Origin of the sequence: Henriciella marina, from assembly GCF_027213945.1 — a bacterium.
Classification (GTDB): Bacteria; Pseudomonadota; Alphaproteobacteria; order Caulobacterales; family Hyphomonadaceae; genus Henriciella; species Henriciella marina_A.
This window is the reverse complement of the sequence record NZ_JAPWGW010000003.1, coordinates 302,255-327,508: the sequence shown is the minus strand read 5'-3', so window position 1 is coordinate 327,508 and position 25,254 is coordinate 302,255. Positions and strand designations below refer to the sequence as shown.

Here is a 25,254-nt window from a genome sequence, read left to right as displayed (position 1 = left end):
CTTCGTCGGAGCGCGGCAAGGCTTGATTTAAGCCGGGGGGACTGCTTTCAGCCATAGATGGATCAAGGAGTAGAGCGATGAGCGAATGGGTGATCGGCGTTATTGGCGGTTCCGGCCTTTACGATGTGGAAGGCTTCGAGGGCCGCGACACGATGCGGGTCGAGACACCCTGGGGCGACCCGTCTGATGAGCTGACCACGGGCCGGATTGGCGATGTCCGCTTTGTCTTCCTGCCGCGCCATGGCCGCGGCCACAGGCTGACGCCGTCGCATGTCCCATACCGGGCAAATATCGACGCGCTCAAGCGGGCCGGGTGTACGGACGTGCTCTCGATCTCTGCCTGTGGGTCTCTAAGGGAGCGCTATGCGCCCGGAGAGTTCGTCATGGTGGACCAGTTCATTGACCGCACATTTGCGCGCGAGAAGAGTTTTTTCGGCCCCGGCATGGTGGCGCATGTCTCGATGGCGGACCCCGTATGTGAGCGGCTGTCGCAGCTCGCCGGTGATGCAGCAGAGAAAGCGGGCGTAACCGTTCATCGCAGCGGGACGTATCTTGCCATGGAAGGCCCGCAGTTTTCTTCGCGCGCTGAAAGCTATCTCTATCGCCAGTGGGAATGCGATGTGATCGGTATGACGAATATGCCGGAAGCCAAGCTCGCCCGCGAGGCAGAGCTGCCCTATGCGACCATGGCAATGGTGACCGATTATGACTGTTGGCGCGATGCCACCGAGGCGGTGTCTGTCGCGAATGTGCTGGAGATCATGCAGTTGAACACGGCCGCGGCCAAGAAGGCGCTGACGGAACTTGCAAAGCTTCTGTCCGGGGTGCCGCGTACTGCCTCGCCGCAGGCGATTGAGACGTGTCTCGACTATGCGCTGATCACGGCGCCGGATGCGAGGGATCCGAACCTGCTTGCCAAGCTGGACGCTGTGGCGGGGCGGGCATTAAAGGCATGAGCTGCGCATGAGGCCCGGATGTAGCGTCGCTCTCGCACTGCTCCACTTGGCAGCTTGTGCATCGCGGCCCTCGGCCTCGTTGCCGCCGCAGGATTTTGCTTTCGAGCATTTCGATGCCGTCGGCCCTGCTGAAAGCGTCGTCGTTCTGGCACCTGGATGCGGGGGTGTGTCTGAACGCGCGCACACCCAGCCCATGCGGCCTGTCGCGAGACGTCTGGCCGCAAGCGGGCAGCATGTCGTGATCGCCGATTATGAGCGCGCATTCAGGATGCGGAATACCTGCAATGGCGGTGCGCGGCTGGAGGAAGTGGCTGAGACGATTAGGCTGGCCGCGGCGCAAGGCTTGAAGCAGGCAGGCAGCAGCGAGGCGTTGCCAGTGTCGCTTATTGGCTGGTCGCTCGGAGGTTCTGGCGTTTTTCTCGCCGGTGATCGAAGCGGCGCGGACCGCGTTGTCGCGCTTTATCCAGACTGCAGCCCGTTCGCATCGCTGTCGCAAGATATCCGATATCTGGTCCTGATCGGGGAAGATGATCACCTGACGCCTTTATCGGAATGCGACGCCATCCGTGCGACGAGCGAGCAATATGGCGCCCGCTGGGTGATTTATCCCGGCGTCTATCACGGCTTTGACTATAAGGCGTTCCGGGGCGGACAGAGCGTGCAGGCAAGCGCGTTTTCTGAATGGTTCGTCGCCGTCGAATATAATGAAGACGCCGCGATCAATGCACATGACAGGATTATCTCATTCCTCGACCGGGCGCCCTGAGACCGCTCTGGCGGCCATCGCGAAGGGGCCTGTAGAGCAATTGAATACCTGACAGCGGCGTCACGAATTCACTTGAGACGCGAACCTGTTCGACCCCGTCTTTCAACTGGGTTAATCTTGTCTGACCGGGGCAGGGGTTGAGTAGAATGACAGAAGAAAATCTCGAAGTATTGATTGTTATCGGCGGTGGCATCGCCGCCATCGTCTTGCTGATGATCGTGTGGTTTGTCTGGAAGAATAGCCGAACCACCGGGCAAGCGCTGAAGTTGGCGCTAGATGGGGTGGGGCATGAATTCCGGTTCAACCTGCAGCGGGTCCTCTCAGAACTTCGAGAACTGAATACGAACGGTGATGTCCGCGAAGACCTGACCGTTCAGCTTGGCTGGCCACAACTCGCCGGCCTGCTTGCCCAGCCTGCGATCAAGGACAGACGTTCTTTAGAGCGTCTGGATGCAACGTATCAGACCCTTGAAGCAAGGCGCAGCGAAGTTCGTCACGGCCAGACCGATGATACGATTGGCGCGTACAGGCGTAGCGCAATTGAAGCGCTCGCCATCCTGTATCTCTGGGAACACAATAAGGGCGGCCTGCCGGAGAAGGCGCCGTCGGCAAGTCGCTCTGCCGTGCGTAACTGGATGAAATCTCTCGGTTTCACGAAGGCGCTTATTCCGGGCATGGCGCTGCGAGATGAAGTCTTCAAGGACGTGCGCCGGTTGCGCATACCTTTGCGGCCAAGCGAGCCGGGCATGACAGCCGAGGCCTATTACGGCACGCCAGCAAGGGACGGAGGTGAGGCCCAGGGCGAGCTTGTCGCAAGTGTCCCTGAAGAGGTCGAACCTGCCCCTCCAGCCGACGAACCGGTCCAGATGGCTGCTGAGCCAGAGATTGAAGAGGCGCCCGCGGAGAATGATTTTCCTGCGCCCGAAGGCGAACAGCGCGCTGCGGAAGCCTCGGTTGGGCATGAACCAGTAGTAGATAATACAGTTGTTGAGCCAACGCCTGCGCCGCTTTCAGGCGATCTCGCACAACCTAGCCGTCGTCGGCGCCGTCGACGCTAGCAAAAAGGCGTTCCGCCCATCGCCAAAACGGGTAGAGTGTCGAGATGGACTTCAAATCGACCATCCGGACTGTTCCCGACTACCCCCGCACCGGGATTATGTTTCGGGACGTGTCGACACTGATGGCAGATGCGAAGGCGTTCTCTTCGGCCGTCGAAAAGCTGTCGGCCCCCTTCGAGAAGTTCGAGATTTCAAAGGTCGCCGGGATTGACGCGCGCGGTTTCATCCTCGGCGGTGCCATCGCCCTGCGACTGAAGGCTGGCTTTCTGCCGCTCCGCAAGCCGGGAAAACTGCCCTACCGCACGTTTAGCGAACCCTATGAGCTCGAATATGGCTCCGATGCACTTCATATGCACGTGGACGGGGTTAAGCCCGGTGAGCGGGTTTTGCTGGTTGATGACCTTATTGCGACTGGCGGAACGGCTGAGGCCGGCGTGAAATTGCTTCGTCGGGGACGGGCCGATATCGTATCGGCCGTTTTCCTTGTTGACCTGCCTGACCTTGGCGGGGCGCGCCGGGTGCGTAATATGGGTGTCGAAGTCAATTCGCTGGTCTCTTTCGACGGAGACTGACAGGACCGTTTCAAGGGGGACAACTGATCATGAAACGCATCTCACTCGGGGCGACACTCGTCCTGTCGGGCTATCTGGCTGCTTGCGATAATCCTCCTCGCGTTCCTGAACTTCGACAAAGCGGTGGGCTGTCGGGTTCTGCAACGACTGACAGCGCGCCAGCGACTGTAGAGGACGCCAGCGGAAGCGAGAAGCTGGCTTCGTTCGAAGCGTTCGTTGCTGAGGCCTATGCGGACCCGGAAAGCGGTGCGGCAGACCTCTCAGATATTCAGGGCCTGCTGCCTGAGTTCGTGAGTGTCAGCTGGGACGATCAGTCATTCGACGAAACGACGGGCGCCACGGCTTTCGAGAATTTGCGGGTCACGATCAATACCGAGCCAGCTTTTGGCGTCGCAATGGATGAGGCGCGCCTCTGGGGTTTTGAGGATGATCTGCTGATCGCGCGCCTGAATGGTGAGCGCCTCGATGAAACCGGTACGGTTTTCGATCGGCTGGAAGCCGATGGATATTCGCTGTTTGGCGCGGCAGGCGCGATGGAAGCCGTGTTCGATGTGATGGAAGCGCAGATCGGCGAAGAGGCGTCGAGCGAAGTCGATTTCGGCGTCAATCAATTTGATATGACGGTCGAGAGCACTGTGACAGGCGCGCTGACCCTTCGCCCATTCGAGTATGTCCCGTTGAGCGAGGAAATGTACGCCCAACTCACGGACATGCTTGAGATAGAGTCCGGAGAACTTGAAGAAGAGGGCTTCGACGGTCTACAGGCCATTCGCCTTGCACAGCAGGTGATCGCGGTTGGCCGCTCTGTCGAGATTGAGCGCGGATCGGCCCGCAATATGGACATGACGCTTCAGATCGACAGTGCAGATGTCAGCCAGACCGTTTCCTACACGCTCGACTTCTATGGCTATGAAGGCCTCTCCGGCTACGACATCGGCGGGATCTACTATTCGGGCATGCGCCAGCAGCAGGGCATGTCATTTGATGGCGAAGCGCTGGAGGCCGAAGACGTCTATCCGCATGGACTGAATATCGACCAGCTGCAGACAACGGATTTCATGGCCTATGAGGATATTCGCCTCGACAGGCTGGCAGGCTTTCTCGCGCGCAGCGAGTTTCCAGGTCTCGACGAGCGTGACCTGATCAGCCTAGGCAGGAGCCGGGTCAGCAATTATTCCTACCATATAGGCGGCTCGGAAGTGTTTCGTGTCGACGAGATGAGGGTGACGGCGGACGAGTTCGAATGGCTGCTGCCGGAAGCCATCATGGTGGATATGGAAGGGCTGGCTGTCTATCCGGGCGAGATTGGCGGAACTGTCCTGTCGTTCCTGCCATCCGGAGACGATGAAGAGATGCAGGCCGTTCGCGACGACATTGAAGCGGGCATCGACCTTCTCGATGAGCATGGCTTCAGCGAAATCCCCGCGGACATCCAGGCAGCGATGACCTGGAATAAGGACACAGGCGCCACGGAATGGTCATTCGAAGCGCAGTCTGACGGATTTGGTGAGCGCATTGCCCGGCTTGGCATCAATCTGCCGCCTTATGATCCGATCGCTGCCGCCGCTGATGAAGGTGAACTGGACTCGGCGTTTGAAGACCTGTTCAAGACGCACTTCACCTTCAATGGCGCGCGCCTCTACGAGTCTGATGATGGCGGCTATGACAAGTTGTTTGGCTATCTTCATGCGCTCGGCAAGCAGCATGAGAGCGAAGGGTGGGGCGCGACGCTGGCGGGTATGCCACCAGAAGACCTGCGCCAGTTCATTGCTGTGATGACCCGTTCGGCGAAGGGCAGTGTGCAGGATGAGTTCCCGCAGGCGGTCGACTGGATAGAGGCGGTGGCATCTTACTTCGAGACGTCTGGGGGCAGCCTTGATTTCCGTCTCGACCCGCCAGAACCACTGACACCGGACCGCATTGAGCAGCTCGCAAGCGCCGATGACAATGAGGCATTGGTCGAACAGTTCGGGATCAGCGTTACACATACGCCGGAATAGGTGAGTGAGGTGCTTGACCATAGCGCTGGTGCGCCTCACCTATGGCATCTGACTGAATGCACGGGAGACGTCATGTATCGCCTCGACGATGAGACCGAACAGAAACCTCAATCTGAGCCAAACGCCTTTCTCGAAGAGGCGCTGTTCAAGGCCAGAACCATCATGCTTACGGGCGGTGTGGACGATAAACTTGCGCGACGGATTTGTGAGCGCCTCCTCGCGCTTGATTCCGAAAGCGACAAGCCGATCCTCCTCGTCGTCTCCTCGCCGGGTGGCCATGTTGAATCCGGCGACATGATCCATGACATGATCAAGTTCGTGAATGCGGACGTGAAAATCCTTGGTTCTGGCTGGGTCGCCTCTGCAGGTGCGCTGATCTATTCGGCCGCCAAGAAAGAGAACCGTTACGCTCTGCCGAATACCCGCTTCCTGCTTCATGAGCCTCGTGGCGGCTTTGGCGGCCAGGCCTCTGACATCGATATCCAGGTGCGTGAGATCGTGCGTATGCGTGAGCGCCTGAACAAGATCTTTGCCGAAGCAACGGGTCAGCCGCTCGAGAAGATCAAGGCTGATACCGATCGCGACCACTGGATGAGCGCAGAAGAAGCGGTGTCCTATGGCCTCGTTGGTAGCATCATCACGAGCCGCAAGGACCTTGCCTAGTTAGTGCAGGGCGCTGCTTTCAACAGCAGCGGGCATCGTTTCAACGACAGAAGTCCGGCCCAGGAAGGGCCGGATTTTTTGTGCCGTCTGATCTGGTTTCAGGAACGGGAAGAGGTGGCCGCCATCATCGATCCATTCCTGACGTGACCCTGGAATGAAGGTGGAGAGCTGAAGCGCGTTGGAGGGCGCGATGATGCTGTCTCGCGTGCCAGCTAGGATCAGTGTCGGGGTTGCCAGAAAGGGCAGGAAGGCAAGGCTGGACCAGCCTGTGAAGCCGAGAAGCTGGCGCGACATGACATCCGGCAGCGCAAAGGTCGCCGCGTTGGTGGCCTGGTGTAGCTTGCCGAGATCGTGCTCAAGCTCGTTCCATAGCTTCAGGAACGGGAAGGCCGATGAGAACAGGCCGACTTCGCGCCAGTCATGCGTCAGCATGGTAAAGCCGCTGCATGTGCCGGCGAGAATGAGGTTTGCCACTTCCTTGCGGTACTGGAGCGCCACTTGCTGTGCGAGCACGCCACCAAGCGAGAAACCCATCAGATCAAATCGCTCTGCACCCAGCGCGGCGCAGGCCTGCACCACGAGCCGGGCAAGGAAGATGGGTGAGTAGACAATGTCGGTTTCCGGCGTCTGACCGCTGCCGGGCATTTCGATCGCGATCAGCCGTGTATCCCCGAATTGCGCCGCGAAGGGCGGGATAAGCTCCAGCGGGGAGCCGATGCCATTCAGGAAAATCAGAGGCCGACCGGGCGCATCGTCGTTCCAGATATGAATGCGAAGCCGCGTCGCCCCGGAATGGTGCCAGACTTCGAGGGGCGCAATACGAGAAGGCTGAGGCAAATGGGATACCAGATTTTTATGCAGGGGTGTTGCCAGTCGGCGCAGCGATAGTCGCAGACGGCTGGAGAGACGTCAAAGCATGGCTGTCGTCAGGCAACGAAAAAGGGAGACCAAATAGGTCTCCCTGATCCACTCTACGCGGTATACTCTACCAAGGGCTTCCATAGACTACTTGCTTTCAGAAATCCAGTGGCGAAACGCTTCGTACGCAAATGGGGCTGCTGCTTTCTGGACAGATTGCGCAGATCCTCAAAAAAATAACTGCGAATGCGATTGACTCGCAAAAGCGGCCTCACTAATGCGCGTGGGATTGAAAATCATTCGCATTCTCGAAAGTGAGGGATCATGGGGTATCGAACACTCGCAGCAGCGCTTGTCATGTCAGTGAGCGCGAGCGCGCTCGCAGTCGCGCAGCAGGCCGCGACCGCTCAAGACGCTGACAGCCGTCAGGAAACCATCATCGTAACGGGCACGACCGCATTCGGTGCGACCAAGTCCGATACGCCGATTGTCGAGACCGCTCGGACCCTGTCTGTCGAAACAGCTGAAATGTTCATCGACAAGGGCGCGCTGAACCTCGCCTCTGCCCTGACTTATGTGGCGGGCGTGACCGCAGAGCCTTATGGTCTCTCGACGCGCGGGGATTTCCCGCAGTCGCGCGGGCTGGAACTGCCACGTTATCGCGACTCCATCCAGGAACTGTTCGGCAGCTATAATTCTACCCGCGCCGACCTGTACACGGTTGAGCAGATCGAAGTCCTAAAGGGCCCGGCATCGGTGCTTTACGGGCAGGGTTCGCCGGGCGGTATCGTCAACTATGTGTCCAAGACGCCGCGCGATACATTTGGCGGCGAGATACGCGGTGAAGTTGGCAATTTCGATCGCTATGAGGTTGCTGGCGACGTCACCGGCCCGGTCGGCGGCGACGGGAGCCCGTTCTCGTTCCGGCTCGTTGGTCTCTATCGTGACACCGGTACGCAGGTCGATCAGGTCGATGAAGAGACGAAAGTCTTCATGCCGTCTCTGGCCTGGCAAGCAACGCCTGACACGCGCTTCACGCTCATCGGCCTTGTGCAGGACACTGACAGCGACACGGCGGCCCAGTTCCTTCCCATCAAAGGCACGCTCGAACCACTCGACGATGGAAGCTATCTCGACTGGCAGCTCTATGCTGGCGAGGAAGATTTCAACCGCTACAATACGAGCTCTGAGCAGGTCACCCTTCTTGGTGAGCACCGCATCAATGACAATCTGATGATTGAAGGCACGGCGCTCTGGCGTTCGGGCGAAGCGGACTATCACCAAGCCTGGCCAGCCTTCATCGGCGGTACCCGCTACATCAATGACGTGCTCGGCGTGAATCTCTTCACCGACACGACTGTTGCCCGCACTTTCTATCAAGGCGACAACACGTTCGATCAGCTGGCCGGCGATATCCGCCTGCGGGCCGATTTCACGACCGGCGCGCTCGAGCATGAGCTGCTGGCGGGCGTCCAGCATCAGGATGTCGAAACTGACAGCAACACATCCTACTATTTTGCAGGCGGTGCGCTGGCCGGTGATTTCCGCTACGTGCTGGACCTGAAGAACCCCGTTTACACAGGCGCTCCCGATCAGTCGGTATTCGACGCGATCTATAATGATGCGCCAACGCAGACGACTAAGGATACGGGCGTCTATCTGTCCGACCAAATGGCCTATGACAAATGGCGGTTCACGGCAGGCATCCGCTTTGACAGCGTCGAAAATGAGGCTGGCGCGGTCAGTCAGGAAGATGACGCCGTCTCCACGAGCTTTGGTATCCTCTATCGCTTCGACAATGGCTTCTCGCCTTATGTGAGCTACGCCGAAAGCTTTGAGGCGGTCGTTGGCACCGACATCAACGGCAATCAGCTGGAGCCGGAAGAGGCGCGCCAGTATGAGGTCGGTTTCAAATATGAGCCGCGCGGTATCCCGGGCCTCATCACGGCGTCGTACTACGATATCGAGATTTCGAACCTTCCGAACCCGAATTCGCTGCCGGGGAACGCTGCCCAGCAGCAGGGCACCTCAACGCTGAAAGGGTTCGAGGCGGAAGCCCGCCTGCAATTCGACGAGATCTATTTCCAGGCCGCGGCGTCTACAATTGATGCCGAAGACCCGAATGGCTTCCAGCTCTCGGCAATCCCGGAAATGCAGGCTTCGGTCTGGACGACCTGGCGCCCCGATGGGGCATGGGAAGGCTTCAAGGCGGGCGCGGGCATTCGTTATGTCGGCGAGACCGTGTCCGAGAATGCGGCGCTCTCCTACACCACGCCGGATTATACGCTGGGCGACCTTATGATCGGCTATGAGTGGGACGAGTGGGACTTTGCGATCAATGCGCGCAACATCACCGATGAAGACTATCTCACCGGCTGTCTGACGCGTGGCGACTGTTTCCCGGGCCTGCGCCGCACCGTGGTCGCCAGCCTCAGCCACGACTTCTAGCCAACCAGTAGGGGAGACCGTCCGTCATGAGCACGTTTGAATGGAGCCTGTTCCTTCTGGCCGCTGCTGCGGGGCTTGGCGGTCTCTGCTTGCTGTACACTGCGTGGAAGCGGCCTGGCCGGCCCTTCCACATAGCGGGCGGCTGGGGACTGCTGGCCGCGGCGCTGGTTTCTGGTTTCGTGGCGAATGGTGACCGCGGGCTGGCACAGATCAGCGTCATCGTGATGGTGACCGCGTGCATCTACCTCGCCATACCGATAATGAGAGGTGTGGCGCTTCCTGTGGCGGGTGTTCGCCAGCGTGCGGGGGTCGGTGAAACGCCTGTCCTGTCCTCCAATCGCGCGCTGAGCGGGCTTGCGGGTGTCTGGACCTTCCTGCTCACCGGCCCAATCGCTGGTGGCATTGCCCTATTCAGCGCAGCTGGCCTGTTCAAACTCATGCGCGCCGCATCGGTCAGCGTGGCGACAGCGGGGGCGACCACCATTATCGCGTCCGTTGTGATATGGGCCGTCGTATCCGTTCTGCTTCTCATGGTGCCGCGGGCAGGGCGGCGCTCTGCTTATGCGGGCGGCGCGCTCGTCGTCAGTCTCATCGCCGCCTTCGCGCCGCTCTAGAAAGGAATTTTCTCATGGCGACTTCCATCTGGCCAAAGTCCAGCAAGGCGCGCGTCGACAGATCCCTGTCGGCGCATTCGGTTATGGGGCTAGTGATCAGCGCGCTTATGTTCATCGTCTGCCTGTCGGGCACGGTGGCGATGTTCGAGGACGAGATTGGCTGGTGGGAAAACCCGGTTCAGGCACCCGTTGAGACCGTGTCGCCAGAGGTCGCGCAGGCGGCCGCCAATAATGTCTTCGAGGCGCAACCCAGCACGACCCATCTCTATCTCTACCTGCCACGCGACAACTGGCAGCGTTTCGTTGTCGGCGGCGATGACGGGCTGGAAACGGCCAATGCGCAGGGGGCGATGACGGGCGGTTATGAGACGCCGTGGAACGACTTCCTTGTCCATCTTCACTACTATCTCAGCCTGCCGACCAGTTTCGGCATGATCGTGGTCGCCATACTGGGCGTCATGCTGGTCGCGATGGCGGTCTCTGGCCTTCTGGCCCATCCGCGCATCTTCCGCGATGCATTCCGCCTGCGCACAAAGGGCCAGGCTCGGCTGGTGCAGGCCGACTTGCACAACCGGCTCAGCGTCTGGACCGCGCCCTTCACGATCGCGATCGCATTGACCGGTGCGATGATCGGTCTGTTCGTTGTGGTGGCGATGGTACTCGCGCAGACGAGCTTTGACGGCGATCCTCGCGCGCTGACCGAGTCCATTTTCGGGGCCGAGGGCGAAATCGATGAGAGCCCGGCGCCGCTTGCCGATGTCAGTACGGCGATGATCACGCTGGAAGAGATGGCGCCTGCCGTTAATCCTTTCCTTGCGATCGTGCACGACCCCGGTACGGCAAGCCAGCAAACCACCATCTATGGCCAGCACACCGACCGGCTGGCCTATGGCGAGATGTACGAGTTTGACGCAGCAGGCACCTATACCGGCAAGGCTGGCTATACAGACGGGGAAGCAGGCAAGCAGATCGCCATGTCGACCTACCGGCTCCACTTTGGCGACTTTGGCGGGCTCGCCATGAAAGTGGCCTATTTCCTAATGGGGGTCGGCCTCTGCATCGTGGTGGCCGCAGGTCTCAATATCTACTTCCTGAAGCGGGCAGAAGCCGGGCGCGGCATGCCACGTCTTGAGGCGGCATGGGCGGCGTTCGTCTGGGGCAGCCCGGCCCTGCTGGCGGCAACGCTGGCGGTGAGCCTGCTCGGTATCGGCATGGTCACCCTGACTGGATTGTTCTGGCTGGGAGCGGTGGCGCTATGCGGGCTCGGGCTGGTGCTGGGCGATCAGGTGAAGACAGCGCGCTGGATGCGATTTGGCCTGGGGGTTTCATTCTTTGCCGCTGTTGGTGTGCACGCGGTGCGTTTCACTGAAAGCTATCAGTGGCCACATGTGTGGGCTGTCAGCCTATGCTTCATGATTGCAGGTCTGCTGCTCATGGTATGGCCCCTTCTGTCAGAACGGTCTTCGACGCCTTCTTCTGCAGTCGCCGCGCGGCCCTAGAAGGGAACGCGGAACTGTTTTCCGGCTTGTTTGCCGGAAAAGCTACTCATTCGAATAACCTCGGATAAGTTGCGGTGCCATGAATCGCCTCAATGCGAGGTGGTATCGGAACTATGAAACTTCGGCCGGAGTTTATGATGCGCTCGTCTAATGGAGACATCATATGACAAACGGCCAAGATCCGGTTGTAGAACGCTTCGAAGATTTCATTTCTTCGGACAACTTTCCCTGCGTTGGGGCCAAGTCGGCACTGGTTCGCCAAGGGCTCGAAACCCGTTGTTACCGGTCCATCCTGCGCACCTCTGACGATTTTGAGCTTCAGCGAGAGCTGACGAAATTTCTCAGCGCCATCGATGTGAACAGCCCGGTCGTTCAATCCTTCGCCGCCATCTTTCCCGATGAAATACCGCCGACGGAGACTGACTTCGAGCGCGCGCTGTGGGATCGGCTCCAGTCGCTCCACAATCTCGACGTCGCTGCCGGTCGGTCCTGGGCGGATAATGTGTCAGAGGACCCTCAGTCCAGCCACTTTTCAATGAGCCTCGGCGGCCATCCCTTCTTCGTGGTTGGCCTGCATCCTGCTGCATCCCGGCCGGCGCGCCGGTTCGAATACCCTGTGCTGGTCTTCAATTCGCATGATCAGTTCGAACGGCTTCGGGAAGACCGGCGGTACGACAAATTGCAGAGCGTCATTCGCGAGCGGGACAAGGAGCTGTCGGGGTCGATCAATCCGATGCTGGCCGATCACGGTTTTGGCGCGGCCGCCGCGCAGTATAGCGGCCGAGAGGTCAAATCCGATTGGGTCTGTCCATTCGAGAAAAAGGAGTTGGCAAGTTGACGGTGAGAATCCCTCCGAGGTCCGGTAAGGGCTTCACGCTGAAAAAAGGCGAAATCCTCAAGGTCACTGACCCGCAGGGCGAACAGGTTTCGGACATGGTCGCATTCAGCGCGGCCGATACGAAGGAGTATCTCTCGTCCGGTCGTTCCATCGACTATGCGAGCAGGATGTTTCTCACGACGGGTGACATTCTCTACTCCAATCGGAGCAATCCGATGTTCGAGATCATCGCCGACGACGTAAAGCGCCATGACTTCACGCTTACGCCCTGCTCGCGTGAGATGTTTCGCAAACTCTATGATGAGACCGATCCACCGCCAGGCTGTCAGGGCAATCTGGAGATGGCGCTGGAACCTTACGGCATTGAACCAGACCGGGTGCCGATCGCCTTCAATATTTTCATGCGCGTGGCGGTAGATAGCGACACAGGCGAAATCGAAGTCAGGCCCCCGCTGAGCAAGGCGGGAGATTCGATCCAGCTGCGTGCCGAGATGGATATGATCGTAGCGCTGACCGCCTGCTCTGCAGGCCAGTCCAACAATCATACCTACAAGCCGATCGACTTTGAACTCCTGCCTGAGGAGCAAGACCATGGTTGATGTCCTGACATGGTTTGCTTCGCTCTCATGTATCCTCGCAGCACTGCTGGTTTCCTTGAATGCCGGGGCCAAATGGTCTGGTGTCGGCTTTCTGATTTTCTCTCTATCCTCAGCCGCATGGGTCTGGGCCTCCACGATGCAGGAAGAGGCGCCACTTGCGCTTCAGAACATCGTGCTGCTCGGTATCAACCTGTTCGGGGTCTACCGATACCTCTGGCAGCCTGCCCGGAGCCAGAAGTCGAAGCGTATGCGTGAAGCGACCAGTTAACACTGGGGCAAGACACGTTACGCGAAAGCCTGAAGCGCAGCGACGAGCGTCGGTCGTCTGACTACCGTTGCGAAATAAAACGAAAATGAAGTGGTGGTTCGGGGGAGACTTGAACTCCCGACCTCACGATTATGAGTCGTGCGCTCTAACCAGCTGAGCTACCGAACCGATAGGGCCCATAGGGCGTCTCGCGGCCTGCCACATAAGGGGCTGCGAAGCGGGCTGAATACACATTGCCGTTCGCTCGTGCAACCGCCTAATCCAGCAGGCCTGCGACATGGTCTGCGATGGCGAGTGAAGAGGTAAGGCCGGGGCTCTCTATGCCAATGAGGTGAATGAGGTGTTCGCTTTCCTTGCGGATCATGAAGTCGCCAGAGGGCGCGCCTTTCTCAACGATCTTGGGCCGCACGCCCGCATAGTCCGGGGTCAGCGCACGATCCGGCAGGCCGGGCCAGTAACGGCGGGCAGATTCGTAGAAGAGTGGCGCGCGTGCGGGATCGACCTGATAGTCGAAGGGAGGTCTGGCATCGTTCGCCAACCATTCAGCGTCGGGGCCAAGTTTGCCGCGGCCTGCGAGGTCTACGGTGAGGTGCAGGCCGAGACTGGCACGGCCCGGCATCGGGTAGATAAGCCGCGAAAAAGGCGTCCTGCCGAGTATGCTGAAATAGCTGCCCTTCACATAGTGCGGTGCTGGCAGGTCGATGTCTGCGTCGATCAGGCGGGCAAGCTCTATCGAACGGTGGCCGGAGCAATTGATGACGGTGCGGGCGGTGATCTTTGAAGGAGCATTGCCGCCAGTGATAAGCTCGACGCCTTCTTCGGTGCGCGCGCCTTCGGTTACGGGCGTGCCGAACGCGATCATGCCGCCTGCGTCCTCCAGCTCTCCCTGAAGGGCGAGAAAGTAGCCATGGCTGTCGAAGATACCTGAGACCGGAGAGTGGATGGCCGCAGTTATGTCTTCGCTGAGGGCTGGCTCCAGCCGCCGGGCTTCGACGCCGGGGATGATTTTGAGGTCCTCAACACCATTATCGCGGGCGCGGGAGAGGATATCTGAGAGCTGATCCTCTTCCTCAGGATGGGCGACGACGAGCTTGCCGCAATTCCTGTACTCGACACTGTGGTCTTGGAGATAGGCGTAGAGCTTGCGGCGGCCTTCGACGCAGAATCGCGCTTTCAGTGACCCTTGGGGATAATAGAGCCCGGCATGGATGACTTCTGAATTGCGCGAGGAGGTATGGCTCGCGATCAGGTCTTCGGCTTCAAGCACGATGACATCGCGCCCCTTGCGGGCGCAGGCGCGGGCCACGGCAAGCCCGATGACGCCGGCGCCGATGACGACAAGGTCTGCCTCAAGGGTTTCCATGATACTCCTAGGTCGCGGCGAGCGCCTGCCAGGTGGCTGCGGCAAGTTCGATGGCGCGCATGTCGCCGGTGGTCGTGCCTTCCATGCGGTTCATGGCGTAGGCGATTGTCGTGTGGGCGGCCATGTCGATGAGCACGATAGAGCCGCCATACCCGCCCCAGAACATCGCCTCCTCATGAAGGGCAGGCGACATCGGCCCGGAAAGGCCAAAGCCCATGCCGAAGCGCACGGGCATGTCCAGCACAAGGTCTGTTCCTTCAACCTGGCACTCGAGCGCCTTGCGGCAACCGGCCTCCGACAGGAACCGTTTTCCGCCGGACATGCCGCCATTGGCGAGGATGGTGTGGATTTGGGCGACAGAGCGCGCATTACCGGTGCCGCCAGCTGCCGGGATCTCGGCCCCGCGCCACTCACGCGTGCGCGTTTCCATGACGTCTATGGCCGGGTTGGAGAAGGCCGCCTTCTTGATGTCGGATGTAAAGCTCATCCCGCCGGCCGGGGCAGGGGGCGGCTGCAGGTCTGCGACACGGGTATCTTCCGAGGCAGGCAGGCCGATATGGAAGTCGGCATCAAGCGGGCCAGCGATCTCTTCGCCGAAGACCGTGCCAACCGTGCGGCCGGAGGCGCGGCGAATGACCTCGCCAACCAGATAGCCTTGCGAGAGCGCGTGATAGCCGGGGGCTGTGCCGGGCTCCCACATGGGGGCCTGGGCGGCCAGAAGGCTGGTCGCGAGGTCCCAGTCGTACAGCATGTCCTTATCGGTGGGCTCGGTCCAGCCAGGCAGGCCTGCCGAATGGCTCATCAGGTGCGAGACCTTGACCTTCTCCTTGCCGTTGGCGGCAAATTCCGGCCAGTACTCAGCCACAGGGGCATCGAAATCGATGAGACCCTTGTCGGCGAGATAGAGGGCGACGAGCGCCGCCATCGTCTTGGTCGTCGAATAGACGTTGACGATGGTGTCTTTTTCCCAAGGCCGCGTCTTTTCCGGATCGGCATGACCGCCCCAGAGATCGATGATCGTCTCGCCATCCTTGGTCACGCAGAACGACGCGCCGATATCGGCCCCGCTCGACAGGTTTTTCTCAAATTGTTCTCGCACCGCTGCGAATTTCTCGTCAGCCTTTCCGTGCACCGTGCCGTTCGCCATGGCGCTTGCCTCCCCGTCTTTCTCGTTTTGTCGAGAAAGACTAGGAGCATGGCTGCCGCCCGGCAATGGGCATGTGATCAGAGCATAGCTGAAGGGTGGCAGGTCACTAGTCTGCTGTGGGAATGGCGACTACGTTCATAGCGCCGACTACTCGGCGGCGACGGCCTCGTTGATGGCGACCTGTTCTTCCAGCCAGTGTTCGGCCTCGAGGGCGGCCATGCAGCCCATACCAGCGGCCGTGACCGCCTGGCGATAGGTCTCATCGGTCACGTCGCCAGCGGCATAGACGCCTGGAATATTCGTTTTGGTCGTACCCGCCTCGGTAATGATGTAGCCATTGGCCTTCATATCGAGCTTGCCTTTGAAGAGCTCGGTCTGCGGCGCGTGGCCGATCGCGATGAAGACGCCGTGCACGTCACGCGTTTCCTCTTCGCCAGACTTTACGTTCTTCAGGCGCGCGCCGGTAACGCCGGGCGGATTGTCTTCACCGAGGACTTCCTCAAGGACCGTATCCCAGAGCACTTCGACCTTGGGGTGCTTGAACAGGCGGTCCTGCAGGATCTTCTCTGCGCGGAAGCTGTCGCGGCGGTGCACGACAGTGACCTTGGAGGCGAAGTTGGTCAGGAAGAGCGCTTCTTCAACGGCCGTGTTGCCGCCGCCAACGACGATGACTTCCTTGCCGCGATAGAAGAAGCCGTCGCAGGTCGCACAGGCAGAGACACCGAAGCCCTGATACTTTTCCTCTGATGGCAGGCCGAGCCATTTGGCCTGTGCGCCTGTGCAGATGATGACCGCGTCGCCGGTATAGGTCGTGCCGCTCTCGCCGATGGCGCGGAAGGGGCGGCTCTCGAAATCGACCTCGGCGATGTGATCTTCGGAGACATTGGTGCCCATCTTCTCGGCATGGTCACGCATCTTTTCCATGAGCTCCGGGCCCTGGATTTCAGCGAAGCCTGGATAGTTTTCCACTTCGGTGGTGATGGTCAGCTGGCCGCCCGGCTGGAGGCCCGCGACGACGCGTGTGTCGCGCAGGGCACGGGCGCCATAGATCGCGGCTGTCCAGCCTGCCGGGCCGGACCCGATGATCAGGATTTCAGAATGGATTGTCTCGCTCATCACCCGCTCCGGTCTTTGTGTTCTGGGGTACAGGTATGGGGATTCTTTGCCGCTGAATAAAGCCCCCTAGGTGCGTAGCAGCTGTGCGCTCGGTCAGGGCAGGTTGGGCGCCTTGCGCACCTCGACCGTCGCGTGGTCGACGCCGAACTGTTGTTGCAGCCGGGTTTTCACCGCGCGCCGAACCGTATCGAGACAGGCCCCTTCGCGCGCGATCACTTCGAGCGTCACGAGAGGTTTCTGCTCTGTCAGGGCCCAAGCATGAATGTGCGTGACGCGGGCGGCGTCCTCGAGATTGGCTTCGAGGTCTTCTTTTATGTCGTCCGGGCTGACGCCAGGCGGCACGCCCTCGATCAGGATGTGAGCGCTTTCGCGGGTCACCCGCCAACCGCCGACAGCGATAATCAGCGCAACCACAACCGAAAGGATCGGGTCAATTGGCGTCCAGCCTGTTGCAAGGATGAGAATGGCGGCAACGATTGCTGCGACGGAGCCCAGAAGGTCGCCTGCGACATGCCAGATGGCGCCGCGCATATTGAGGTCATCATGATCGCCGCCATGCAGAATGAAGAAGGCGATGATATTCACGACGAGGCCTGCGATCGCCACGCCTAGAAGGATGCCGCCAAGGATGGGCTGCGGTTCAAGAAGGCGATTGATCGCTTCCCAGATAATCCAGACGGCGAGAGCGAGCAGGGCGAGGCCGTTCACGAAGGCGGCGAGCACCTTGAAGCGGGCAAAGCCGAAACTGCGCAGGCCGTCAGCAGGCCGCGCGGCAAGCCGGAAACCGACCCAGGCGAGGGCAAGCGAGCCTGCATCCGTCAGCATGTGCGCTGCGTCTGCCAGAAGGGCCAGTGAGCCGGAGATGATACCGCCCACAACTTCTGCGCCCATGAAGGCGAAGGTCAGGAAAGCAGCGATGGCGACGCGTTTGCGTGCGTCAGCCGTCTCCGTCACCGCGTGATGGTGACGGTGTTCGTGGTGTCCAATGCCGTGCGAATGCGTGTGGGCCATGCCTGCAAGATCGTGGGACTCGCGTCGAAGTCAAGAAAAATGCTGAAAAAACAGTTAGTTGAGAATGTGATTACGTCTCATTCCAACCATTCTGGCAAGACAATGGATTGATCTTTCACGTCTTTCAGCGCGGGCTGTGGATGGCGGGCAATCAGTTTTTCTATGACGGCGTCGGCAACGCGGTCTGCTTCGCGCAGCGGCGGGTACTGCCACTGGCTGAGCGTTCCATCGAACCAGCGCGCGCAACCGCGCGAGATGAGGCTTTCATGCAGGCGGTCGAATTTCGGGCTGGAGCCTTCAAGGCGCGCGATGTGGATTGGCAGGGCGTGCCAGGCGGCGTCTGACAGCATGTTGGCGCTGTCCTCGGTCACGATGGCGGCCCCTGAATAGAGAAGCCAGGCTAGGTAAGGGTTCTGGCCGTCCTGCGGTCCGGACCAGAAGCGGGCGCCCACTTTCCTTGCGAATGCGCGGAAGCGGGCGATAATCTCAACCGGGGTACGCCGGGAGGCGGTGATGCGCAGGCGCCATTTCAGCTGTGCGAGGGCCGCAAGTTGGGCTTCGAGGCGATCTGCAACGGCTTCGGTGAAGCGATGGGCCTTCGAGTTCCCGCCGAGGATAACAATGCAGGACTGGCCCTGTTCGTCGGCGAGATCGGCAAACGCCTGACCAGCTGTTTCCAAATCATCGGCGGCAAAGTGGGATGGAGAGCCAATCGTCTGGATGACATTGGAACCGCTGACCTCATCGTGTTGAGGCACGACGAGCAGGTCGAACTTGTCTGGTGACGTCTTTGGATCAAGGATTTGAACGGTCAGTGTTCGCCCGCCTGACAGTTCCCTCATGCGCGCAGTGAATGGCGCGCTACGGCGGCCTGCTGCGATCCAGACATCAGGGAAGGGGGGCTGGAACAGGTTGCGTTGGTCTTTTGGCAGGGCAGCGAGGGGCAAGGGCCAGTTCCCGCCCGGCAGCATCGTCCATGGCGCGCGAGGCGTAAGCACGATTGGCGTCTCACGGTGGCCCTGCCCGGCGATGTGGGCAATCTGCATCCAACGGCCAGTACTGGACAAAGCGCGCATGACGGCGCGGACTTGCGCGGCATTGCCTGCGCGTCCGTCTGAGACACCCCAGACCGAAGGGCCTAGCTGTTCGTCGGCAAGAGAGGCCGGAGCCATGCTGGGTGCGCCTTTCCAGATCGGTTATGGTTAAGCTGATCTTGTGCCAGTTTTCGCAGAGGCATGCACCCGTGCTTTCATGTGGAAAAGAAAAAGCCGGCAAGGTGAACCCTGCCGGCTTTTCAAACTTTCTGCGTCACACCGACTATCTGAATTCGACGTTCTCGATCTCATAAACGCGGGCGCCGCCGGGTGCTGCGACCTCTGCCTCGTCGCCGACCGTCTTGCCGATCAGCGCGCGCGCAATCGGCGACTGGATGGACACCTTGCCCTTGGAAATATCGGCTTCGTCTTCACCGACGATGCGATAGGTGACTTCTTTTTCGGTGTCGGCGTCAATGAGAGTGACGGTGGCCCCAAAAACGACCTTGTCGCCTTTGAGCTTGGTCACATCAATCACTTCTGCACGGGCGAGCTTGTCTTCAAGTTCAGCCACACGGCCTTCGATGAAGCTCTGCTTTTCCTTGGCAGCGTGATACTCGGCATTTTCCGACAGGTCGCCATGCTCACGCGCTTCGGCGATGGCCGCGATGACAGCCGGGCGTTCAACCGACTTCAAATGCTTGAGTTCTGCGTCGAGGGCAGCGTGCCCTTCGGCGGTCATAGGTGTTCTTTGCATATCGAGAATAACCGTCTGTTTAACGTGTCAGCGTCTGTCTAAACGCGAATTGCGTCAAGTGGGGTTGTGTCAGGCCTGCTGCAAGGGGCGAACAGTAAGCTCGCGTTCACGCAGCGCGCGGATGCCCTGGACCGATGCGATCGAGGCTGCGAGTGTCGTGAAATACGGGATCTTGCGGGTCAGCGCCGTTCGCCGGATTGAAGCCGAATCCTTGAGGGACTGAGCGCCTTCGGTCGTGTTGAAGACGAGCTGGACGCCGCCATTAATCATGCGATCAACGATGTGCGGCTGGCCCTCAATGACTTTATTGATGCGATCAACCGCAATGCCATTCTCTTCGAGGAAGCTGGCCGTGCCGCTGGTCGCGATAAGGCTGAAGCCCATGTCGACAAGCTCACGCGCCGACGGCAGGACCGCGGCCTTGTCGCTGTCCTTCACCGAGATGAATACACAGCCTTCGCGCGGCAGGTAGACATCCACAGCGATCTGCGACTTCAGGAAGGCCGCACCGAAATCGTCATCCCAGCCCATGACCTCGCCGGTCGAGCGCATCTCCGGGCCGAGCGCTGGATCGACACCCGGGAAGCGGGCAAACGGGAAGACCGCTTCCTTGACCGCGACGCGGCGCGGTTTTGCATTGCTGAGGTCGAAATCTGTCAGCGAGGCGCCCGCCATGACCTTGGCGGCAATCTTGGCGATCGGGGCGCTGACGGCCTTCGCCACGAAGGGGACAGTCCGCGAGGCGCGCGGGTTGGCCTCCAGCACGAAGATCTCATCATCTTTCACAGCGAACTGAATGTTGATGAGACCCCGGACTTTCAGTTCACGCGCAAGCGCGGCTGCAGAATCGGAGAGGCGCTGGATGATGTCGGCCGAAAGCGTATAGGGCGGCAGGGCGCAGGCGCTATCGCCAGAGTGGACGCCCGCTTCTTCAATATGCTCCATGATGCCGGCGACGTGGACATTGGTCTCATCACAGAGCGCATCGACATCCACCTCAATGGCGTCAGAAAGATAGCGGTCGAGGAAGAGCGACTGGTCGCCGGAGACTTTCATCGCTTCCTTGGCGAAGGCCCGCACATCATCATCATCGCGGCAGATTTCCATGGCGCGGCCACCAAGCACAAAGCTCGGGCGCAACATGATCGGATAGCCAAGCTTGCGTGCCATTTCCAGGGCTTCTTCCTCGGAGCGCACGGTCGCAGACGGGGCCTGCTTGATCTCGAGGCGGTCGAGCAGCGCGGCAAAGCGCTCACGGTCTTCGGCGAGATCAATGCTGACGGGACTGGTGCCAAGGATCGGGACGCCAGCGTCATGAAGCGGCGTCGCGAGCTTAAGCGGCGTCTGGCCGCCGAATTGGACGATAACGCCCTGCAACTCTCCCTTGCCCTGTTCCTTGGCGATGATTTCGGAGACGTGCTCATGCGTTAGCGGCTCGAAATAGAGCCGGTCAGAGGTGTCGTAGTCGGTCGAGACGGTTTCCGGGTTACAATTGACCATGATCGACTCGATGCCGACTTCTTCCATTGCGAACGCAGCATGGCAGCAGCAATAATCGAACTCGATACCCTGGCCGATCCGGTTTGGACCGCCGCCAAGGATGATCGCCTTCTTGCGATCAGAGACGTTGGCCTCATCATCGGCGTCTGTCTTGCCGTAGGGCGGATGTTCATAGGTCGAGTAGAGATAAGGTGTCTTGGCTGCGAATTCGGCGGCGCACGTGTCGATACGCTTGTAGACCGGGCGCACGCCAATCTCGTGACGAGCTGCGCGGACAGCGGTTTCGGACTGGCCAGTCAGCTCAGCGAGGCGCGCATCTGAAAAACCCTGTGCCTTCAGCTCTGTCAGGCTGTAGCGGTCAGTTGGAAGCCCATCACGGCGCACATTGGCTTCAGTCTCGACTAGGCCAGCGATCTGGCGCAGGAACCAGCGGTCGATACTGGTGATCCTGTAGACGTCCTCGACGCTGAAGCCTTCGCGGAAGGCCTGCGCCACGTGGAGCAAGCGGTCAGGTGTCGGGCGGGCAAGCGCGGAGTGGAGCGCTTCGCTGCCGGTAACTTCAGATTCGTTGAAGCCGGTAAGACCGGTTTCAAGCGAGCAGAGCGCCTTCTGGACGCTCTCCTGGAAGTTGCGGCCGATGGCCATGGCTTCGCCAACGGACTTCATCGCAGTCGTCAGGGTCGGTTCTGAGCCGCGATACTTTTCGAATGCGAAGCGCGGGATCTTGGTGACCACATAGTCGATGGTCGGCTCGAAGGAGGCCGGCGTCACGCCGGTAATGTCATTGTCGAGTTCATCGAGCGTGTAACCAACAGCCAGCTTGGCAGCGATCTTTGCAATCGGGAAGCCGGTGGCTTTGGACGCAAGCGCAGATGAGCGCGAGACGCGCGGGTTCATCTCAATCACGACGAGACGGCCATTGTCCGGATTAACTGCGAACTGGACGTTCGAGCCGCCGGTTTCCACACCGATCTCGCGCAGGACTGCCAGAGAGGCGTTGCGCATGATCTGGTATTCGCGGTCGGTCAGTGTCAGGGCAGGTGCAACAGTGATCGAATCGCCGGTGTGCACGCCCATCGGGTCGATATTCTCGATGGCGCAGATGATGATGGCATTGTCGGCCTTGTCGCGCACGACCTCCATCTCGAATTCTTTCCAGCCGAGGAGGCTTTCGTCGACAAGGACCTGAGCAACCGGGGAGGCAGCAAGGCCGGAGCGCACAATCTCTTCATACTCTTCAACATTGTAGGCAACACCGCCACCTGTGCCGCCGAGTGTATAGGCCGGGCGGATGATGGCTGGCAGGCCGACAAAGTCGAGCGCGTCCATGGCACGCTTCAGGCCTTCGATCCGGTCATAGCCTGTGATCTTGCCAGCCTCATTCTTGATTTCAGGCGCCGCGACGATGGTGGCGCGGGGATTTTCCAGCCCGATCCTGTCCATGGCTTCGCGGAAGAGGCCGCGGTCTTCGGCCATCTCGATGGCTTCAGCGCGCGCACCGATAAGCTCGACGCCATACTTATCGAGGATGCCATCCTTGTAGAGATCAAGTGCACAGTTGAGCGCGGTCTGGCCGCCCATGGTTGGCAGGATCGCGTCCGGTTTTTCGGCCGCAATAATCTTTTCGACGAAATAAGGGGTGATCGGTTCGACATAGGTTGCGTCGGCCATGTCCGGGTCGGTCATGATCGTCGCCGGGTTCGAGTTCACGAGGATAACGCGGTAGCCTTCATCCTTGAGGGCCTTGATCGCCTGAACGCCGGAATAGTCGAACTCGCAGGCCTGGCCGATAATAATGGGGCCGGCACCGATAACGAGGATGGATTTAAGGTCGGTGCGTTTTGGCATCTCATGTCCTCGTCATTTCATGACCAATGGTCAAACGGGTGCGCTATAGCGGCGCTTGAGGGCAGGGGGCAAGACCGCAAGCAGGGAAAACTGACGATTGTCTGCAGGCCCGTCCTTTACGCAGGCTGGAAACTAGCACGGGGCAGGCCGGAGCAAAGGTGTTGCAGTCCGCCAGTGGCAAGAAAAAAGGCCCCCTGAACTCAGGAGGCCTTCTTCAATCATGGTAGGGACCGATATTACCAGCGACGTGGGTCGGTCGGGTAACGATCATATGCGTCTGCATAGCCGTCGCCGTCATAGTCCTGCTCGTCGGCCTGGTCGCGAACGCCTGGCATGTCGCAGTCCTCGGCTTCGGTACAACCTTTTGCTGCGCCAGCTGCGCCGCCAAGTGCTGCGCCGATTGCAGCGCCGCGCCCGGCATCGCCGTCGCCGGTATTATTGCCGATCACTGCACCGGCTGCGGCACCGAGACCTGCGCCAACGGCGGCGTTGCGTTCGGTGTAACCGGACTGCGTGCAAGCGGCCATCATAAGGCCGGTTGCGGCGATCGCGGTGGTTTTAAGAAGCGTATTCATGGGTAGACCCCTTCTCTTCAAATATGAGCAGATCAAACGAAGTCGAAACCTGCGGGTTCCAGTCGTGGCAGAGAAAAAGTCCGATGCGGAGTTACAAATGCTTTAGATGAACAGAGCACAACAGAATTGGGTGCTGCTACTACTCTATAAGCCGGGCAATACGCGCAGGCTGAATAGCCACTGGCACGTCCGTCTTGCCGGGATTGAAGTCGATGCGCAGCATGCCCGTATCGCGCAGGGAGATACGATTGGCGACAATCTGAAGAAGTGGCGATGATTGATCACCAGCGCCCGACCCGCTGATGAAGAAGTTCTGCGTCGGCAGGTAGACCAGACCAATAATGCTGAGCGCGCCGCGGCCGGTCAGACGGGAAACGACGGGTGCGCCGTTCAACGCAGTGTTGCGGCGCTCTGCGACGGCGATACCAGCAAGCGGGCCACCGGTCGGGGCTGACAGGTCCAGGCGTGCCTCGTCACTGACACGCAGATAGGCGCCTGGCCCGGTAAATATGATTGTGACACCTTCCGCCGTTACGGTTGCCTTGCGGGTCACCGTCATAGGGGCGCCCTTGATGAAATAGGTACCCGGCTGCATGCGAACATGGCCGTACGCGATGTCGAGGCCGCAATAGGTGCCCGGCGTCAGCGTATCCGTTTCCATGTCGAACTGGCGGTCAAGAACATAGAGCGCATTCACCAGGTTGTCGGTGAGCGCGAGAAGATCAAAGTCGCTGAGGCCCGAGCCGGTTGCAGGGTCGGCTGGGCAGTTCGGATTTTTGCTGCCAGCGTTTTTGCTGCAGGCATTCTCTAGCCCAGTCAGTTTTTCATCGTCGTCGTCATCGTCGTCATCGTCATCGTCATCGTCATCGTCATCATCATCATCGTCGCGCCCGTTTGCGTTCTGGCGGTCAATTCTGTTCTGACGGCGCACAAGCTTCTCGAGTTGGCGTTCGCTCTGGCGCACGACGCTGAGCGGTGGTTCAAAATCCGGCGTCGGCGCGCATGTTCCTGCGGTTGGCGGGGTCCAGTCTTCCAGCGGGTCGGGAATAGGGTCGCAGTGCTGGTCCGGGAGCGGCGAAACGCTGGCGCGGTGAGAGCGATCAACCAGACCTGCCGCGCAGAAGCTCTTCGCCTCGGCCCGGCCGCCCTCCAGGGACATGGATTGGCGCCCCTTATCATTCGACCAGACGATACAGCCATCGGCAATCAGCCGCGCGAGGTGTTTCATGGCGATGCCGGACTGCTCATTTGGGCTGAGCGCCAGCATGCAGAGCGGGAAGCCCCAGGTGGAAGACGCGACGGCGCGGCGCCGGACCGGGGCGGTGGCATTATTGCCGGAGAAGCGGGCAAAGAAATTGACCGGCTGGAATTCAAGCTCAACCGCTAATTGGGTGTGTTGGCCATATGCGTCTTCGGTAACGGCGTCGACAACGAGGTCGGCGAGGGCGTATTCAGAGTTTCGTTCGGCGAGGGCCTTCGCCTGCTGGCGCGCAGCCTCCAGTCTGTCAGCGGCGCGCGGCGATGAAGAGTTAAGGAATGCCGTGGCTCCGCCGAGTGCGGCTGAATCCGCAGCCTGCTGGACTTTCGCGCCGGACCGAGAATCCATGCCCAGCGCAAGCGTTGCCGCAACCAGAGCGAGTATCGCCATGATGCTGATCGCGAAAATCGGCATCGTGCTCGCACGTTCGCATGCGAGGTACTGCCTGATTGGAGTGGGGAACGACCAGAGTTTCACCCTGTGGTCATCTCACAATTATTTGAAGA

22 protein-coding genes and 1 tRNA gene are annotated in these 25,254 nt (G+C 60.0%); 12 read left to right on the top strand and 11 right to left on the bottom strand.

Going from position 1 to position 25,254, the window contains the following annotated elements; all coding sequences use genetic code 11:
• Positions 1-77: 77 nt before the first annotated feature.
• From O4G74_RS10820 to O4G74_RS10795, 6 genes are all read left to right on the top strand, one after another.
• A complete protein-coding gene (locus O4G74_RS10820) occupies positions 78-956 on the top strand; it encodes an S-methyl-5'-thioadenosine phosphorylase (RefSeq protein WP_269402620.1) in 879 nt (292 codons plus the stop codon).
• A gap of 79 nt (positions 957-1,035) precedes the next feature.
• Entirely contained in the window at positions 1,036-1,722 is a 687-nt protein-coding gene (locus O4G74_RS10815) for a dienelactone hydrolase family protein (RefSeq protein WP_269402619.1), read from the top strand.
• Between the two features lie 146 nt (positions 1,723-1,868).
• A complete protein-coding gene (locus tag O4G74_RS10810) occupies positions 1,869-2,780 on the top strand; it encodes a hypothetical protein (protein WP_269402618.1) in 912 nt (303 codons plus the stop codon).
• 44 nt (positions 2,781-2,824) lie between these two features.
• Positions 2,825-3,352 carry an adenine phosphoribosyltransferase gene (locus O4G74_RS10805; RefSeq protein WP_269402617.1) on the top strand — a complete coding sequence of 176 codons (528 nt, stop codon included), beginning with the start codon at positions 2,825-2,827 and terminating at the stop codon, positions 3,350-3,352.
• Between the two features lie 29 nt (positions 3,353-3,381).
• Positions 3,382-5,352 carry a hypothetical protein gene (locus O4G74_RS10800; RefSeq protein WP_269402616.1) on the top strand — a complete coding sequence of 657 codons (1,971 nt, stop codon included), beginning with the start codon at positions 3,382-3,384 and terminating at the stop codon, positions 5,350-5,352.
• A gap of 72 nt (positions 5,353-5,424) precedes the next feature.
• A complete protein-coding gene (locus O4G74_RS10795) occupies positions 5,425-6,015 on the top strand; it encodes an ATP-dependent Clp protease proteolytic subunit (RefSeq protein ID WP_269402615.1) in 591 nt (196 codons plus the stop codon).
• Here the strand turns inward: O4G74_RS10795 and O4G74_RS10790 are convergent, their stop codons facing one another.
• Positions 6,016-6,852 (bottom strand): alpha/beta fold hydrolase, encoded by an 837-nt coding sequence (locus O4G74_RS10790; protein ID WP_269402614.1) that lies wholly within the window; start codon positions 6,850-6,852, stop codon positions 6,016-6,018.
• A gap of 345 nt (positions 6,853-7,197) precedes the next feature.
• On the opposite strand from O4G74_RS10790, the gene O4G74_RS10785 reads away from it, so the two are divergent.
• The 6 genes from O4G74_RS10785 to O4G74_RS10760 all read left to right on the top strand — a co-directional run bounded on the left by O4G74_RS10785 (position 7,198) and on the right by O4G74_RS10760 (position 13,139).
• Positions 7,198-9,321 carry a TonB-dependent siderophore receptor gene (locus tag O4G74_RS10785; RefSeq protein WP_269402613.1) on the top strand — a complete coding sequence of 708 codons (2,124 nt, stop codon included), beginning with the start codon at positions 7,198-7,200 and terminating at the stop codon, positions 9,319-9,321.
• A 26-nt stretch (positions 9,322-9,347) separates the two neighbouring features.
• On the top strand, positions 9,348-9,935 hold the full coding sequence (locus O4G74_RS10780; RefSeq protein WP_269402612.1) for a hypothetical protein: 588 nt from the start codon (positions 9,348-9,350) through the stop codon (positions 9,933-9,935).
• 14 nt (positions 9,936-9,949) lie between these two features.
• Positions 9,950-11,434, top strand: coding sequence for a PepSY-associated TM helix domain-containing protein (locus tag O4G74_RS10775; protein WP_269402611.1), 1,485 nt, complete (start codon positions 9,950-9,952; stop codon positions 11,432-11,434).
• Positions 11,435-11,597: 163 nt separating this feature from the next.
• On the top strand, positions 11,598-12,272 hold the full coding sequence (gene gntA, locus O4G74_RS10770) for a guanitoxin biosynthesis heme-dependent pre-guanitoxin N-hydroxylase GntA (RefSeq protein ID WP_269402610.1): 675 nt from the start codon (positions 11,598-11,600) through the stop codon (positions 12,270-12,272).
• Entirely contained in the window at positions 12,269-12,871 is a 603-nt protein-coding gene (locus O4G74_RS10765) for a DUF1989 domain-containing protein (protein WP_419715386.1), read from the top strand. The genes gntA and O4G74_RS10765 overlap by 4 nt, the downstream gene beginning before the upstream one ends.
• On the top strand, positions 12,864-13,139 hold the full coding sequence (locus O4G74_RS10760; RefSeq protein WP_269402609.1) for a hypothetical protein: 276 nt from the start codon (positions 12,864-12,866) through the stop codon (positions 13,137-13,139). Before O4G74_RS10765 ends, O4G74_RS10760 begins: the two co-directional genes overlap by 8 nt.
• Before the next feature lie 91 nt (positions 13,140-13,230).
• Here the strand turns inward: O4G74_RS10760 and O4G74_RS10755 are convergent.
• The 10 genes from O4G74_RS10755 to O4G74_RS10710 form a co-directional block, all read right to left on the bottom strand.
• Positions 13,231-13,307 (bottom strand) — tRNA-Met (locus O4G74_RS10755).
• 88 nt (positions 13,308-13,395) lie between these two features.
• Positions 13,396-14,502 (bottom strand): NAD(P)/FAD-dependent oxidoreductase, encoded by a 1,107-nt coding sequence (locus tag O4G74_RS10750; RefSeq protein WP_269402608.1) that lies wholly within the window; start codon positions 14,500-14,502, stop codon positions 13,396-13,398.
• A 7-nt stretch (positions 14,503-14,509) separates the two neighbouring features.
• Positions 14,510-15,649, bottom strand: a complete 1,140-nt coding sequence (locus O4G74_RS10745; protein ID WP_269402607.1) for a serine hydrolase domain-containing protein — start codon at positions 15,647-15,649, stop codon at positions 14,510-14,512.
• Positions 15,650-15,796: 147 nt separating this feature from the next.
• On the bottom strand, positions 15,797-16,765 hold the full coding sequence (trxB, locus tag O4G74_RS10740) for a thioredoxin-disulfide reductase (protein ID WP_269402606.1): 969 nt from the start codon (positions 16,763-16,765) through the stop codon (positions 15,797-15,799).
• Between the two features lie 93 nt (positions 16,766-16,858).
• Positions 16,859-17,776, bottom strand: a complete 918-nt coding sequence (locus O4G74_RS10735) for a cation diffusion facilitator family transporter (protein WP_269402605.1) — start codon at positions 17,774-17,776, stop codon at positions 16,859-16,861.
• A gap of 77 nt (positions 17,777-17,853) precedes the next feature.
• Positions 17,854-18,948: a mitochondrial fission ELM1 family protein gene (locus O4G74_RS10730; protein WP_269402604.1), complete on the bottom strand. Its 1,095-nt coding sequence runs from the start codon at positions 18,946-18,948 to the stop codon at positions 17,854-17,856.
• Between the two features lie 145 nt (positions 18,949-19,093).
• The gene (gene greA / locus O4G74_RS10725; protein WP_269402603.1) at positions 19,094-19,567 is read right to left on the bottom strand and encodes a transcription elongation factor GreA; all 474 of its coding nucleotides are present in this window, start codon (positions 19,565-19,567) and stop codon (positions 19,094-19,096) included.
• Between the two features lie 69 nt (positions 19,568-19,636).
• On the bottom strand, positions 19,637-22,915 hold the full coding sequence (gene carB / locus O4G74_RS10720) for a carbamoyl-phosphate synthase large subunit (protein ID WP_269402602.1): 3,279 nt from the start codon (positions 22,913-22,915) through the stop codon (positions 19,637-19,639).
• Between the two features lie 236 nt (positions 22,916-23,151).
• Entirely contained in the window at positions 23,152-23,490 is a 339-nt protein-coding gene (locus O4G74_RS10715; protein WP_119378165.1) for a glycine zipper domain-containing protein, read from the bottom strand.
• Between the two features lie 139 nt (positions 23,491-23,629).
• Entirely contained in the window at positions 23,630-25,138 is a 1,509-nt protein-coding gene (locus O4G74_RS10710) for a hypothetical protein (RefSeq protein ID WP_269402601.1), read from the bottom strand.
• Positions 25,139-25,254 lie beyond the last annotated feature (116 nt).